Raw genomic sequence first — 12,919 nt, 5'->3', positions numbered from 1 at the left:
TATTCGCTTCGCTCACCCCTTCGGGGCCGCGCTGAAGCGCGTTCAACGCTGCGCTTTTGTGTGGCTGATTTCAACGCGGCGTAGCCGAGCGCAGTAGTTTTTCAACGGCCTGTTAGTCGATGCCGGGATCGGCGACCAGGCGACCCGCATCCTGCATCAGCGCGTGCAAGAAGGTCTCCTGTAGCTCGGGATCGTTGCGAGTCAATTCGATCAGGCTCTGTTCGAGCTCGCTGGCTTCTTCTTCCAGACCCAGCTCCGACAGGCGCTTGACGCGATGCACCCATTGCTCGACGTCATCGTTTTCCAGATCGCTGTAGATCAGTGTATGGGCTTCCTGCAGTTTGCCGCGCAACGTGCGGCTGACCAGCAAAGTGGCGTCGGCACGGGCCGAGCCTTGCGGGTCCTCGACGCTGAGCAGCAAGGTGCCGATCCGGCTTATATCCTGTTCGGCGAAGGGGCTGTCGAGCAGGTTGAGGCGCAGAATGCCATTGCGGTCAGTCAGCAACTCATAGGTCTGTTCGCCCGCCTTGAGCAGCACCGGGCGTTCGGCCCAGGGCAGGCTGGAGTACTCCGATCGAGCATCCTGACGGCGCTCGTCGAGACTGGCGAGACTTTGCTGTGAGCGGCCGTTGGATTCGACGTTGAGCAGTGGGTTGAGGCCTGCAAACCCATAACTGATCCAGTCTTTGGTGACGCTGTCCGGCAGGCTGCCGAGCATCGCCACGTTGAGCGCGTTGGCGCCGACGCCCGCGACTACGGCTACGGCTCCCAGTGGTATCTCGTAAAGCTCGCGCCAGGCCTGATAAGGCGTGTAGCGGTCGTAGCGACGGGTGACGTCGAATACCGTGACCTCAAAGGTCTTCTGCTCATGCACGCGCACGCGTCGTTGCGGCAGTTCCAGTACTCCGGGCTCGCCCACATCGATTTGCAGGCTGTGATCCAGCAATTTTCGCTCGACGCGCTCCTCGTGTTCGCTGCGCTGCGGCAACTGATTGGCGCAGCCACTGAGAAACAAGGCGCCGCAGAGTGCGGCGCCAACGAGGTGGTAGGTGCTTCGCTTGAACATGTTGGCTCTTGTGAAAGGCTGAAATCAGCGGCGGATACGTGCTTGGATAAAGGCCATGATGTCGGCAACGGCTACCGCTTGAGCATCAGTTTCCTGACGACTCTTGTATTCCAGATTGCCTTCGGCCAAGCCGCGATCGCTGATCACGATGCGATGCGGGATGCCGATCAACTCCATGTCAGCGAATTTGATGCCCGGACTGGTCTTTTTGTCACGGTCATCGAGCAGAACTTCAAAGCCGGCGGCGGTCAGTTCGCTATACAGCTTGTCGGTGGTTTCGCGAACGCTGTCGGTCTCATAGCGCAGCGGTACCAAGGCGATTTGGAACGGCGCGAGTACGTCGTTCCAGAGGATGCCGCGCTCGTCATGGTTCTGTTCGATGGCGGCGGCAACCACGCGCGATACACCAATGCCATAGCAGCCCATGCTCAGGGTCGCCGGCTTACCGTTCTCGCCCATCACCGTGCAGTTCATCGCCTCGCTGTATTTGCTGCCCAGCTGGAAAATATGCCCGACTTCGATGCCGCGTTTGATTTCCAGCGTACCCTGGCCGTCTGGGCTCGGGTCGCCGGCGACGACGTTGCGTAGATCGGCGACTTCAGGCAATGGCAGGTCGCGTTCCCAGTTGACGCCAAAGTAGTGCTTGTCGTCGATGTTGGCGCCGATGGCGAAGTCGCTCATCAAGGCGACAGAGCGGTCGACAATGCACGGCAGTGGCAGGTTCAATGGGCCGAGGGAACCGGCACCGGCGCCGATGGCTTTGTGCAACTCGGCTTCAGAGGCCATTACCAGCGGGCTAGCGACCTGAGCCAGGTTGGCAGCCTTGATCTCATTCAGTTCATGGTCACCGCGGATGATCAGGGCGATCAGTTGGCCTTCTGCTGCGCCATGCACCACCAGGGTCTTGATGGTTTTTTCGATGGCCAGGTTGAAGTTATCGACCAGGGCGGCAATGGTCTTGGTGTTCGGTGTGTCGACCAGGCGCAGTTCTTCTGTTGCGCCGCCGCGTTGTTGTTCGCGCGGAACGGCCTCGGCCTTCTCGATATTGGCGGCATAGTCCGAGCTATCGCTGAAGGCGATATCGTCTTCGCCAGACTCGGCCAGGACATGGAATTCATGGGAGCCAGTACCGCCGATCGAACCGGTATCGGCTTGTACGGGGCGGAAATTCAGGCCCAGGCGCGTGAATACATTGCAGTAGGCCTGATGCATACGGTCATAGGTCGCTTGCAGCGATGCCTGGTCCACATGGAAGGAATAGGCGTCCTTCATGGTGAACTCGCGGCCACGCATCAAACCGAAGCGCGGGCGGATCTCATCGCGGAATTTGGTCTGGATCTGGTACAGATTGAGCGGCAGTTGCTTGTAGCTGCTCAATTCGTTGCGGGCCAGGTCGGTGATCACTTCTTCGTGGGTCGGGCCGACACAGAACTCACGCCCGTGGCGATCCTTCAGACGCAGTAGTTCGGGGCCGTATTGCTCCCAGCGGCCAGACTCCTGCCATAGTTCGGCGGGCTGGATCGCCGGCATCAGCACCTCAAGGGCGCCAGCGGCGTTCATCTCTTCGCGGACCACCGCCTCGACCTTGCGTAGAATCCGCAAACCCATCGGCAGCCAGGTGTAGAGACCGGACGCCAGTTTGCGGATCATTCCGGCGCGCAGCATCAACTGATGGCTGATGACCACGGCGTCGGAAGGGGTTTCTTTAAGAGTGGACAGCAGGAACTGACTGGTACGCATATTTGGCCGTTCTGTCGGTTGCATGGGCATTCAATAGGCCCGCATTGTACGGTGCCTGTACTGTTGCGTACAGGATGCAGACGAAGTGATAAGAGGAGGGCGGGGATGTCGGTTTTGACGGCGGAAGAGGTTCAGGCGCTGATTCGGGCGGGGCTGCCCATGGCCGAAGATATCAGCCTGTGTATCGATCGGTTGGATGCCGATAGCGTGCTGGCACGGGTGCCGTTCCACAGCAAACTGGTGCGTCCTGGCGGTACGTTGTCGGGGCCGACCATCATGTCGCTGGCGGATGCCGCCATGTATGCGGTGGTGCTGGGGCGCTTGGGTCGAGTGGAAATGGCGGTGACCTCGAACCTGAATATCAATTTTCTGGTCAAGCCCAAGCCGGTGGATCTATTGGCGGAGGCGCGCATCCTGCGTTTGAGTCGGCGCCAGGCGGTGTGCGAAGTCTCACTGTATTCGGCGGGTAACTCGGAAGAGTTGGTGGCGCATGTGACGGGGACTTATGCGTTGCCACTTTGAGGGCGTTGACTTAAATGTTGATCAGTATTTGATCAGTTAAAAGAAAAAGCCCGGCATGAGCCGGGCTTTTTGTATTGCACGCTACCTAATGCTGGATTACAGCACGGACAGCGGGTACTCGACGATCAGGCGGAAGTCGTTGACGTCTGGGCCGTTCGAGCTGTTCGTGCGGTAGATGGCGTTACGAACGCGGAAGGACAGGTCTTTCGCTGCGCCTTCCTGGAGCACGTACTTGGCTTCCATATCCAGTTCGTGCTCTTTGGCGTCGCTGCCTGCACCAACGTCGATATTGTCACCAGTGATATAACGGGTCATGAAGCTCAAGCCCGGAATGCCATAGGTGGCCATATTGATGTCGTAACGAGCCTGCCAGGAGGTTTCGTCTTTGGCGTTGAAGTCGGAGTATTGAACCGAGTTGGACAGCCAAATGGTGCCGCCACCATCGATGTCGCCGTAGCGGTAGCCGGTATCGCCGCTGGAGCGCTGGTGAGCTACGGTAAACGTGTGAGCGCCCAGCGAGTAGGCAGCCGCCAGACTCCAGATGTTGTTGTCCATCTCGCCCAGAAGCTCTTTACCCTGACCACGTGTTCTGTAACCGTTGAGGTCGAAGTTCAGCGCCTGGTCGTCTGCCAGCGGCAGGTTGAGGTTCAGGTTGGCATAGGTCTTGGTGAAGTTGTCGTCAGCGTCGGAGTAGTGAAGCGCGCCGCTGAAGTTGTCGGTGAAGCTGTAGCTGGCGCCGACGATGTTGATTTCATCCAGACCGAAGGTGTCACGGTCGGTGCTGGTCTGGCTGCTGATGGCGGTGAAGCGACCGGCAGTCAGTTCCAGGCCTTCGATTTCGTTGCTGGTCAGCAGAGTACCGGTGGCCACTTCTGGCAGGATACGGCTGTCGTCGGTGCTGAACACCGGGCTGCCAGTCATCTGGTTGCCGTACTTCAGTACGGTGTCGGAGATGCGGAACTTGATCGCGCCGCCCACTTCGGTCTGGGTGTCGTCGCCGCGACCGCTATCGGTCTGGTCGAACTGGCCAGTGCCAAAACGGCCGCGACCGCTGTCAAGCTTGATGCTGCTCAGGCTGTGTGCATCGAAGCCCACGCCCACGGTGCCTTGGGTGAAGCCGGACTCGCCCAGCAGGCGGATGCCCAGACCGGTTTCTTCGCGGTAGCCCTTATCGCCAGTGCCGGCAGTGTTAGCGGCGCCGTTACGGAAGTCGCGGTTCTGATACAGGATACGGTTGAAGATGTTGAAGGTGCTGTCTTCAAGAAAGCCCTTCGACTCGGATTGACTAGAGGCGAATGCCATCTGGGTGCTGCCCGCGGCTACTGCCAGGGCGATTACGCTCCACTTCATCACTTGCATCGTGATTGCTCCTTTTGGTTTAGAAGAGTTGCGCTACCCACCTGTATTTTTATATGGGCAGCTCTTTCTTTTTGTGTCGGCGCTAACTTATAGCACGAGGCCAATGTTGGCGATAGTTACAATCTATTCGTTACGCTTTCTTCATGGCGGTGTCGCAAAAGCTAATGAAGCATGTCGCAATTTTGTAGATTTTCACTTGTGTATATCAGCGCTGACAGGTTTACGGTGTTTTGTCTCGGTAGCTGATTTTGTGAGCGGCTCTAGTGTGTATCGCACACATTGTCGTTGCCTAAAGCAAAAGTCGTGCTCATCTCTCAGGGTTTCCATAAAACTTTAATATTCTGGCTGCAGGTGGCTTGCCGGTTGGGGCTGGATGAGTGCTAGTGGCTGATTGTAGGGGTATTTTAGGCGTTCATGGTACTGCGGCTGGATGGGTGGGGGTAGTGGGGGTGGTTGCTTGCTTTATTGGTTGGGGTGTGATCGTCAGAGGGAGGGTGTAGTCGCGGTAACGTTTTAGTGGGTTTGTTGCGGTTACGGGCGGACAATTGCCCAATCTTGGTGCGCATTACGTAACGCTGCCGAGTGTCAATCCGTTAAGAGTCTGGCGGGGGGGGGGCGGCTGTTGTGCTCGATCCGGTGTAAGGGTGAGTCCCCTGTGGCTCTCGCGTATCCTGCGCATCTGTTGCTTGGTCTGCCGGGGTCGCGATTCTGGCGCTAAGCTTTTCCTATCGATTGGTTGAGCAGGGGAGCGGTATGTTCGTCTTGGATTCACGCTTGCAGCAGGACACTGTGCCCATTGGGGATTTTCCATTGTGCCGTCTGTTGCTGATGAACGATGCGCATTACCCATGGTTTATCCTGGTGCCACGGCGCGAGGATGTCAGTGAGCTGTTCCAGCTGGATGCAGGTGACCAGCAGGCGCTGTGGCAAGAAACCACGCAGCTGGCGGAAATGCTCAAGGACACCTTCGCTGCCGATAAAATGAACGTCGCGACCTTGGGCAACATGGTCAATCAGTTGCATATGCATGTGGTGGTGCGTCGCCGTGAGGATGTCGCGTGGCCAGCGCCGGTTTGGGGTAAGCATCCGGCGCAGCCCTACAGCGAGGAGCAGGTGGCGGCGATCAGGAGTAAATTGCGTTTGGTGTTGGCCGAAAATTTCAGTTTCGTCGAGGTGTGAGTGGTGAATATGGAAGAGCGGGTCACTGAATTGGAGAGCCGTTTGGCTTTTCAGGACGACACCATTCAAACGCTCAGCGATGAGTTAGTCGCGCAGCAGCGTCTAATTGAACGCTTGCAGCTACAGCTCGCTGCCTTGGCTAAGCGTCAGGAAGACATCAGCGGGCAGCTCGAGAGTGCTGGAGATGAGGCGCCACCGCCTCATTATTAGCAGGCGGTAACGCCCAGACTATAAAGCCCGCAGATGCGGGCTTTATAGTCTGGGCTGTATTTCAGCGGCGCGAGGGTAGCGCGGCAATCACATCTTCTGCCTGTAGGCCCTTGTCGCGCTGCATGACGGAAAACTCGACGCGCTGGCCTTCGACCAGTACTCGATGGCCTTCGCCACGAATGGCGCGGAAGTGCACGAAGATATCGTCGCCCGAATCACGGGAGATGAAACCGAAACCTTTGGAAGTGTTGAACCACTTGACCGTACCCGTTTCCCGATTGGTCGTGTTTTGCGCCGGAGTGCGGCTGCGAGTTTGCAGGCGCAGGTTGGTGGCCAGGTGCAGTAGCACGGCTGCGAGCACGGTTAGCAGGCTGAACAGGGTGGCCGTTTGGTTGGCGATTACGGGTAGGGGGGCCAGTAAGATCAGGGCTTGGAGCAGTGTGCCCAGTACCAATAGGACGGAGACCAGGGTTTGCAGCTGATGCCGCAGGCCGGCGTGCCAGATGGGTAGTTGTGGCGCCAGGAGCAAGTTGAGCAGGCCTAATAGAGCAAGGCCCAGGGCGTCTGGTTGTTGCAGGAGTGACGGGGCGTTACTGCTTAGGCTTGGGACGATGGATAACAGAAGGGCAGCGAGGCCCGTAAGTAGGTGGACGATTTTCAACATATTTAATCAGCTCACTTATTAAAAGGATCACCAGGACGAGCGGGTTCGCATGCTGTGCCATGAGTGGAGGGCGTTGGAGGTGCGCGGAACCAGCCTATGCACTGCCCCAAGGACTTGGGGCGGATGCACGGGGCGTATTTAACAGCAAAGAGGAGGGCTACTCAAATCAGGCGCTTAACGCGGTCACCGGGGACTCGGGGTGTACTTGATTGCGGCCGTTGTGCTTGGCTTGGTAGAGGGCGTCATCGGCACGAGTCAGCAGGCTTTCCAGGTTGTCTCCCGCTTCGGCGAGAGCCAGGCCGAAAGAGGCGGTGATGCTGTCGAGCACTTTGTCGGTGCGACGTACCTTGATTCGTAGCGATTGAATTTTCTCGCGCAGTTGCTCGGCGTAGGCGTGGGCGCTGGGAAGGTCGGAGCAATTACGCAGGATGATGCAGAACTCTTCGCCGCCATAGCGTGCGGCCATCGCTTGAGGCGGCAACAGGTCACGCAGGAGCTGGCCGACATGTTGCAGGACGCGGTCGCCCAACGGGTGGCCGTACTGGTCATTGAATTGCTTGAAATGATCGATATCCAACATGACTAACGCCACACCCTGGTGGTCGTTGCTTAGTATTTTCTCCAGCAAGCGGGTAAAGGCATGTCGGTTGAATACCTGGGTCAGGCTGTCCAGGGTTGCGGCTGCATGGGCGCGATCGAGCTGGCTGCGTAGATGTTGAATTTCGCCTTGCGCGGCGCGTAGGCGGTATAGGAATTTCTCTTGCTGGTCCTGCATCAGCTGAGTGCTCTCCTGCAACTCGCTCAATACGCTGGGCAGGTCATCCATGAGTGGTTCTTGCAGTGCTGCCAGGCCCTGCTCCAGGCTGAGTTGATAATTGCGACTGCCAGCCAGGCTGTGGGAAACATCGCCTTCAATGTCGTCAACCAGGTCGATGACTTGCTGTTGCTTGGTCTGTGCCTCCTCCAGTTCGCCGCGAATGATGTACTCGCGAAATAGCTTGGCGGCGGTTTCGGCTGGAAAGCTGTCGAAGTCCTTGACGATTTTGTCCAGCCGACGGTTAAGACCCGGCTCCTGGCCCTTGCTGTAGGTGTACCACAGGGCGTAATGCACCGGATTGGGTGGAATGCTGTGGCGCACCATCAAGGGTACGGCCTGCTTTAACAGGGCGGCCGCATCGCGGGTGTCTTCGGGGTACAGCTCTAGGAGGCTAGGGGCTTTGGTTGGCGGGCTCATGCACGTCACTGTGGCGAGTTGCGAATGGTCAGAGCATAGAACAAGCGCACCTCTACGCCTAGCAAAAGGCCCGAGCGAACGGGCCTTTGTGTATTTGTGGTTGTATGTCTTAAGCGTCGAGCAGGCTGCGCAGCATCCAGGCGGTCTTTTCGTGTACCTGCATGCGCTGGGTCAGTAGGTCGGCAGTGGGTTCGTCGCTGACCTTGTCGAGCAGTGGGAATATGCCGCGTGAGGTACGCACCACCGCTTCCTGGCCTTGAACCAGTTGCTTGATCATGTCCGTTGCGCTCGGTACGCCTTCTTCTTCTTTTATCGAGGAAAGGCGTGCGTAGGCGGCGTAAGTGCCCGGAGCCGGAAAGCCCAGGGCACGAATGCGCTCGGCAATTTGGTCAACTGCCAGCGCCAGTTCGGTGTACTGCCCTTCGAACATCAGGTGCAGGGTGTTGAACATCGGGCCGGTGACGTTCCAGTGGAAGTTATGGGTTTTCAGGTACAGGGTGTAGGTGTCTGCGAGTAAGCGGGACAGGCCTTCGGCGATGGCTGCGCGATCTTGTTCGGCAATACCGATGTTGATTTCCATACCGTTTCTCCTTTCAGGTGGCTTGAGGCTGGGCGAGCTCTTGGATGAACAAAGGCTAGCATGGCTCTTGTCGGGCTTGATCTTGGCTTGTGTCAATAAATGCCATTGTTAGAAGCTATTGGTTTGCTGGGGTTCAATTCTTGCGCAGTAGCTTGGCCAGTACCTTGGGGTAGGAGGCCGGCAGTGCACGCTGAATCCAGTCGAGCAGGCGGGCATCGCTGCCGATCAGGATGCGTGGGCGTTTGGCTTTAATACCGTCGACAATGACCCTGGCGGCCTGCTCGGGGCTGGTGCGGGCGAGCTTTTCGAAGTCAGCTGCAGCGCGGCAGGCGTCGCGCTGGCCGCCGATGCCTTGGTAGAAGCGAGCTGAGCGGGCGATGTTGGTTTTGATGCCGCCCGGGTGCACGCAGCTGACCGTGATCTTGCTAGTACTCAGTTCCTGGCGCAGTGCCTCGGTAAAACCGCGCACGGCAAACTTGCTGGCGTTATAGGCGCCCTGGGTCGGCATGCCGATGATGCCGAAGATGCTCGAGACATTGACGATATGCCCCTCATTATTCTTCTGTAGGTGCGGGAGGAAGGCTTTGGTGCCGTGTACCACGCCCCAGAAGTTGATGCCCATCAGCCATTCGAAATCCGTATAGCTCAGCTCTGCGATGGTTTGAGAGACCGCTACGCCGGCATTATTGATGATCAGTTGGGCGCTGCCGTGGTCCGCTAACACGGTATTGGCAAAAGCGAACACGGCGGTGCGGTCGGCGACATCGAGCTGGTGGCAGCTAACGCGTGCACCGTGTTGACGCAGGTCGAGGGCGATGCTTTGCAGATTGTCTGTGTTGATGTCGGCCAGCGCCAGGTGGCAACCCTCGGTGGCCAATAGTTCGGCGAGGGCGCGACCAATGCCAGAGTTCGCGCCAGTGATGACGGCTACCTTGCCTGCAAGCGATTGCATTACAACTCCTTGGTTCGAGCCTGGGTCCGCTGGTTTGGCGGCCGAATGGTGGGCTGGCGAGCTTAGCGAGGCGAGAACTTCGGGTGCAAGGGCTTCAGCGATGGGCCAGTTCAGGTTGCAGGTGTAGGGTGCGGTTGAACACTTCGACCCAGTGGGGACTGAACTGACTGCCGGCCAGTCCATTGATCTCCAAAATGGCGCGCAGCAACGGCCGTTTGCTCAAGGTCTGGTGGGCGCGCTCATGGGTACGGGCGTCGAAGGTGTCGACGATGTTGAGGATCAAGGCGCCAGGGCTGATCTCGGCCTCACGCAGGCCTTTCGGGTAGCCGCTGCCGTCAGCGTGCTCCTGATGTTGCAGGGCAATTTCGGCGGCGGCATGCCAATTAGGCAGGCGTTTTAACAGGTCGTGTGCCAGGCGCGGGTGTGATTGCATCTGTTGGCGTTCTTCGTTGCTGAAGCGGGCTTCCTTGTGCAGCATTTCCAGTGGCAGGAAGGCCATGCCGAGGTCATGCAGGCATATGGCCGCCGCCAGCTGCGCAGGTTGTTCCGCTGTACCGCCGAGTCGATTGATGGTCAGTGCCAGATCCAGCTGGCGCATGCCGCGGCCATGCCAGTAGCGCGAGCGGTGTTCGCTGGCCTGCATGAGTTCGATGAAAAACAGCAGGTCAGCATCGGGCTGGATGCCATGGTGCTCGAGCAGTTCGGTGGCTTGTACGTTGTTTGTGGGGGTGGGCTTCGGTAGCTGGTTGTTCGGGTCGAGTTGCTGGAGTAGTGCGCGGCGGATTTCCGTCTGTCGCGCGGGCGGTGCGCAGGCTAGCGAGCTCAGGGCTTGGCTGAGCTCGCTGAGTTGGCTGGGGTCGAGGCGCGCGGTGCGGCCGCCGAGGTCTTGCTCGATCAGCTCTTTTAGGTGATCGAGGCTAAGCAGGAGGATGTCGCCGAGCAGGCTGTCAAAGCTCAACTTCACTTCGCGCAGGCAAGCCAGTACGTCCTCGATCGCTTGGGGCAGCGGCATCAGCGTACTAAGGCCGATATAGCCGAGGTTGCCTTTGAGGGTGTGGACCTGGCGAAACAGGTCGTGCAGGCGTTCGCTGTCGGCCGGCGAGTGCTCCAGTTCGATCAGCAGTTGTTCGCTGCGTTGGAACTGCTCGGCGGCTTCTTGACGAAAGTCCTCCAGCAGTTCGCTAGGCAGCTCGACGCAATGAGGTGAGGTCATAACCGCTCTCCCTGGGGTTAAGCGCTGAGTATAGGGCTGCCTGTCGAAAGCGGGAGGGGTGGCGGCTGCACGTAGCGGCTTAACCATATATAATCTCGCGCTTTGCCACGGTGTCCGGGTTGGCAGCTGTCAGGCGCAAGCGCCTCGCTGCTCGATTGTGGGGTCGTTGGATGGCGCAATTGCCGGAGTACCGCGTTTGCCTGTTAAGTCGGTGTGTGGGCTGTCGGCGCGCCGAGATGCTGGTCACGAGCGTCGCATTTTGTGCGACCCAATGAATTCAAGACTCAAGAGAAGCGATTACCACGATGATGCGCAGTCACTATTGCGGCCAACTGAACGAGAGCCTGGACGGTCAGGAAATCACCCTTTGCGGCTGGGTTCATCGCCGTCGTGACCATGGCGGGGTGATTTTCCTCGATATTCGCGACCGTGAAGGTCTGGCCCAGGTGGTGTTCGATCCGGATCGTGCAGAGACTTTTGCCGCGGCGGATAAAGTACGCAGCGAATACGTGGTCAAAATCACCGGTAAGGTGCGCTTGCGCCCGGCCGGTGCCGGTAACGCCAACATGGCGTCAGGCGCTATCGAAGTGCTGGGTTATGCGCTGGAAGTGCTGAACGAGGCGGAGACTCCGCCATTCCCGCTCAACGAATACACCGATGTCGGCGAGGAGACTCGCCTGCGTTACCGCTTCATTGACCTGCGTCGCCCGGAAATGGCGGCCAAGCTGAAGCTGCGTTCAAGTATCACCACCAGCATTCGGCGTTACCTGGACGAGAATGGCTTCCTCGATGTGGAAACGCCGATTCTCACTCGCGCCACCCCGGAAGGCGCGCGCGACTATCTGGTGCCGAGCCGTACTCACGCCGGCAGTTTCTTCGCCCTGCCGCAGTCGCCGCAGCTGTTCAAGCAGTTGTTGATGGTGGCTGGCTTCGACCGCTACTACCAGATCGCCAAGTGCTTCCGCGACGAAGACTTGCGTGCCGACCGTCAGCCGGAATTCACCCAGATCGACATCGAGACCAGCTTTCTCGATGAAAGCGAGATCATGGGTATCACCGAGAAGATGATTCGTCAGCTGTTCAAGGAAGTGCTGGATGTGGAGTTCGCCGACTTCCCGCACATGACCTATGAAGAAGCCATGCGTCGCTATGGCTCGGACAAGCCGGACCTGCGCATCCCGCTTGAGCTGATCGACGTTGCCGATCAGCTCAAGGATGTCGAGTTTAAGGTATTCAGTGGCCCGGCCAATGACCCGAAGTCTCGCGTCGCCGCATTGCGCGTGCCGGGTGGCGCGAGCATGCCGCGTAAGCAGATCGATGATTACACCAAGTTCGTCGGTATCTACGGTGCCCGTGGCTTGGCCTACATCAAGGTCAACGAGCGCGCCAATGGCGTCGAAGGCCTGCAGTCGCCAATCGTCAAGAATATCCCGCTGGACAACCTCAATGTGATCCTCGATCGCGTTGGCGCAGTCGATGGCGACATCGTGTTCTTCGGTGCCGACCGGGCCAAGATTGTCAGCGAGGCCCTGGGCGCGCTGCGCATCAAGCTGGGACACGACCTCAATCTGCTCACCTGCGAGTGGGCGCCAATGTGGGTCGTCGACTTCCCGATGTTCGAGGAGAGCGATGACGGCGGCTTGAACGCGCTGCACCACCCGTTCACTGCGCCCAAGTGCAGCCCGGAAGAGTTGGCAGCCAATCCAGGCACCGCACTGTCGCGTGCCTACGACATGGTACTGAACGGCACCGAGCTGGGCGGTGGTTCGATCCGTATCCATCGCAAGGAGATGCAGCAGGCGGTGTTCCGCTTGCTCGGTATCGAGGCGGCGGAGCAAGAAGAGAAGTTCGGCTTCCTGCTCGATGCGTTGAAGTTCGGTGCGCCACCTCATGGAGGCCTGGCCTTTGGTCTGGATCGCCTGGTGATGCTGATGACTGGCGCTCAGTCGATCCGTGAAGTGATCGCCTTCCCGAAAACCCAGAGTGCCGCGTGCGTGATGACTCAGGCGCCGGGGGCCGTGGATAACAAGGCGTTGCGCGAGTTGCATATCCGTCTGCGCGAGCAGCCGAAAGCCGAATAAAAACCTACTGCGCTCGGCTATGCGGCGTTGGAAAGAGACTCGAAATGCTCATTTGCTACGGCAAACTCCGCTTTCTCGTCTCCTTTCGCCTTGCCTAGCCTTCGCTTGTGACGGTTTTC

The 12,919-nt window shown here is 58.6% G+C and carries 12 protein-coding genes and 1 pseudogene; 4 read left to right on the top strand and 9 right to left on the bottom strand.

What is annotated here, in order from left to right; genetic code table 11:
- Window positions 1-112 precede the first annotated feature (112 nt).
- Complete coding sequence (locus FBY03_RS08490; protein WP_147171757.1) at window positions 113-1,066, bottom strand: hypothetical protein; 954 nt, start codon at window positions 1,064-1,066, stop codon at window positions 113-115.
- 24 nt (window positions 1,067-1,090) lie between these two features.
- Window positions 1,091-2,806, bottom strand: coding sequence for a proline--tRNA ligase (locus FBY03_RS08485; protein ID WP_147171756.1), 1,716 nt, complete (start codon window positions 2,804-2,806; stop codon window positions 1,091-1,093).
- 114 nt (window positions 2,807-2,920) lie between these two features.
- Between FBY03_RS08485 and FBY03_RS08480 the strand changes: the two genes are divergently transcribed.
- Window positions 2,921-3,328, top strand: coding sequence for a PaaI family thioesterase (locus FBY03_RS08480; RefSeq protein WP_147171800.1), 408 nt, complete (start codon window positions 2,921-2,923; stop codon window positions 3,326-3,328).
- Between the two features lie 96 nt (window positions 3,329-3,424).
- Here the strand turns inward: FBY03_RS08480 and FBY03_RS08475 are convergent, their stop codons facing one another.
- Window positions 3,425-4,687, bottom strand: a complete 1,263-nt coding sequence (locus FBY03_RS08475) for an OprD family porin (protein ID WP_147171755.1) — start codon at window positions 4,685-4,687, stop codon at window positions 3,425-3,427.
- A gap of 753 nt (window positions 4,688-5,440) precedes the next feature.
- Here FBY03_RS08475 and FBY03_RS08470 point away from each other — a divergent pair.
- Together FBY03_RS08470 and FBY03_RS08465 are read left to right on the top strand one after the other, a co-directional pair.
- The gene (locus tag FBY03_RS08470; protein ID WP_147171754.1) at window positions 5,441-5,866 is read left to right on the top strand and encodes an HIT domain-containing protein; all 426 of its coding nucleotides are present in this window, start codon (window positions 5,441-5,443) and stop codon (window positions 5,864-5,866) included.
- 3 nt (window positions 5,867-5,869) lie between these two features.
- Window positions 5,870-6,076 (top strand): SlyX family protein, encoded by a 207-nt coding sequence (locus tag FBY03_RS08465; RefSeq protein ID WP_147171753.1) that lies wholly within the window; start codon window positions 5,870-5,872, stop codon window positions 6,074-6,076.
- A gap of 61 nt (window positions 6,077-6,137) precedes the next feature.
- On the opposite strand, the gene FBY03_RS23220 is transcribed toward FBY03_RS08465, so the two are convergent.
- From FBY03_RS23220 to FBY03_RS08440, 6 genes and pseudogenes are all read right to left on the bottom strand, one after another.
- Window positions 6,138-6,395: a cold-shock protein gene (locus FBY03_RS23220; protein ID WP_256677894.1), complete on the bottom strand. Its 258-nt coding sequence runs from the start codon at window positions 6,393-6,395 to the stop codon at window positions 6,138-6,140.
- 24 nt (window positions 6,396-6,419) lie between these two features.
- Window positions 6,420-6,740 (bottom strand): annotated as a pseudogene (locus tag FBY03_RS23420) (cold shock domain-containing protein membrane protein); the annotation flags it as partial.
- Window positions 6,741-6,906: 166 nt separating this feature from the next.
- Window positions 6,907-7,974: a GGDEF domain-containing protein gene (locus FBY03_RS08455; RefSeq protein WP_147171751.1), complete on the bottom strand. Its 1,068-nt coding sequence runs from the start codon at window positions 7,972-7,974 to the stop codon at window positions 6,907-6,909.
- Window positions 7,975-8,083: 109 nt separating this feature from the next.
- Complete coding sequence (locus FBY03_RS08450) at window positions 8,084-8,554, bottom strand: Dps family protein (RefSeq protein WP_147171750.1); 471 nt, start codon at window positions 8,552-8,554, stop codon at window positions 8,084-8,086.
- A 133-nt stretch (window positions 8,555-8,687) separates the two neighbouring features.
- Complete coding sequence (locus FBY03_RS08445; protein WP_147171749.1) at window positions 8,688-9,506, bottom strand: SDR family oxidoreductase; 819 nt, start codon at window positions 9,504-9,506, stop codon at window positions 8,688-8,690.
- Window positions 9,507-9,600: 94 nt separating this feature from the next.
- Window positions 9,601-10,719 carry an HD domain-containing phosphohydrolase gene (locus tag FBY03_RS08440; RefSeq protein ID WP_147171748.1) on the bottom strand — a complete coding sequence of 373 codons (1,119 nt, stop codon included), beginning with the start codon at window positions 10,717-10,719 and terminating at the stop codon, window positions 9,601-9,603.
- Between the two features lie 305 nt (window positions 10,720-11,024).
- Here FBY03_RS08440 and aspS point away from each other — a divergent pair, with 305 nt between their 5' ends.
- The gene (gene aspS, locus FBY03_RS08435) at window positions 11,025-12,800 is read left to right on the top strand and encodes an aspartate--tRNA ligase (protein ID WP_147171747.1); all 1,776 of its coding nucleotides are present in this window, start codon (window positions 11,025-11,027) and stop codon (window positions 12,798-12,800) included.
- Window positions 12,801-12,919 lie beyond the last annotated feature (119 nt).

The organism is Pseudomonas sp. SJZ079 (genome assembly GCF_007993865.1).
GTDB lineage: Bacteria > Pseudomonadota > Gammaproteobacteria > Pseudomonadales > Pseudomonadaceae > Aquipseudomonas.
The sequence above is the reverse complement of the archived record's forward strand: the minus strand, read 5'-3'. Positions and strand labels throughout refer to the sequence as shown.

Bases quoted from the DNA above. Each gene is read 5' to 3' on its own strand.
- FBY03_RS08490 (WP_147171757.1), bottom strand. From the start codon at position 1,066: ATGTTCAAGCGAAGCACCTACCACCTCGTTGGCGCCGCACTCTGCGGC.
- FBY03_RS08485 (WP_147171756.1), bottom strand. From the start codon at position 2,806: ATGCGTACCAGTCAGTTCCTGCTGTCCACTCTTAAAGAAACCCCTTCC.
- FBY03_RS08475 (WP_147171755.1), bottom strand. From the start codon at position 4,687: ATGCAAGTGATGAAGTGGAGCGTAATCGCCCTGGCAGTAGCCGCGGGC.
- FBY03_RS08470 (WP_147171754.1), top strand. From the start codon at position 5,441: ATGTTCGTCTTGGATTCACGCTTGCAGCAGGACACTGTGCCCATTGGG.
- FBY03_RS08455 (WP_147171751.1), bottom strand. From the start codon at position 7,974: ATGAGCCCGCCAACCAAAGCCCCTAGCCTCCTAGAGCTGTACCCCGAA.
- FBY03_RS08450 (WP_147171750.1), bottom strand. From the start codon at position 8,554: ATGGAAATCAACATCGGTATTGCCGAACAAGATCGCGCAGCCATCGCC.
- FBY03_RS08445 (WP_147171749.1), bottom strand. From the start codon at position 9,506: ATGCAATCGCTTGCAGGCAAGGTAGCCGTCATCACTGGCGCGAACTCT.
- FBY03_RS08440 (WP_147171748.1), bottom strand. From the start codon at position 10,719: ATGACCTCACCTCATTGCGTCGAGCTGCCTAGCGAACTGCTGGAGGAC.
- aspS (WP_147171747.1), top strand. From the start codon at position 11,025: ATGATGCGCAGTCACTATTGCGGCCAACTGAACGAGAGCCTGGACGGT.